The sequence below is a fragment of the Faecalibacterium sp. DFI.5.82 genome (genome assembly GCF_029076575.1).
Lineage (GTDB): Bacteria > Bacillota > Clostridia > Oscillospirales > Ruminococcaceae > Faecalibacterium > Faecalibacterium duncaniae.
Window position 1 is genome coordinate 1 of record NZ_JARFIS010000032.1, and the last position, 862, is coordinate 862.

An 862-nucleotide genomic window follows, 5' to 3' on the forward strand; every position below is an offset into this window, starting at 1 on the left:
ACGATCGGTAGCCGGACTGAGAGGTTGAACGGCCACATTGGGACTGAGACACGGCCCAGACTCCTACGGGAGGCAGCAGTGGGGAATATTGCACAATGGGGGAAACCCTGATGCAGCGACGCCGCGTGGAGGAAGAAGGTCTTCGGATTGTAAACTCCTGTTGTTGAGGAAGATAATGACGGTACTCAACAAGGAAGTGACGGCTAACTACGTGCCAGCAGCCGCGGTAAAACGTAGGTCACAAGCGTTGTCCGGAATTACTGGGTGTAAAGGGAGCGCAGGCGGGAAGACAAGTTGGAAGTGAAATCTATGGGCTCAACCCATAAACTGCTTTCAAAACTGTTTTTCTTGAGTAGTGCAGAGGTAGGCGGAATTCCCGGTGTAGCGGTGGAATGCGTAGATATCGGGAGGAACACCAGTGGCGAAGGCGGCCTACTGGGCACCAACTGACGCTGAGGCTCGAAAGTGTGGGTAGCAAACAGGATTAGATACCCTGGTAGTCCACACCGTAAACGATGATTACTAGGTGTTGGAGGATTGACCCCTTCAGTGCCGCAGTTAACACAATAAGTAATCCACCTGGGGAGTACGACCGCAAGGTTGAAACTCAAAGGAATTGACGGGGGCCCGCACAAGCAGTGGAGTATGTGGTTTAATTCGACGCAACGCGAAGAACCTTACCAAGTCTTGACATCCTGCGACGATGCTGGAAACAGTATTTTCCTTCGGGACGCAGAGACAGGTGGTGCATGGTTGTCGTCAGCTCGTGTCGTGAGATGTTGGGTTAAGTCCCGCAACGAGCGCAACCCTTACTGTCAGTTACTACGCAAGAGGACTCTGGCAGGACTGCCGTTGACAAAAC

1 rRNA gene is annotated in these 862 nt (G+C 52.7%); it reads left to right on the plus strand.

Going from position 1 to position 862, the window contains the following annotated elements:
• Positions 1–862, plus strand: a 16S ribosomal RNA gene (locus tag P0G09_RS15410); the annotation flags it as partial.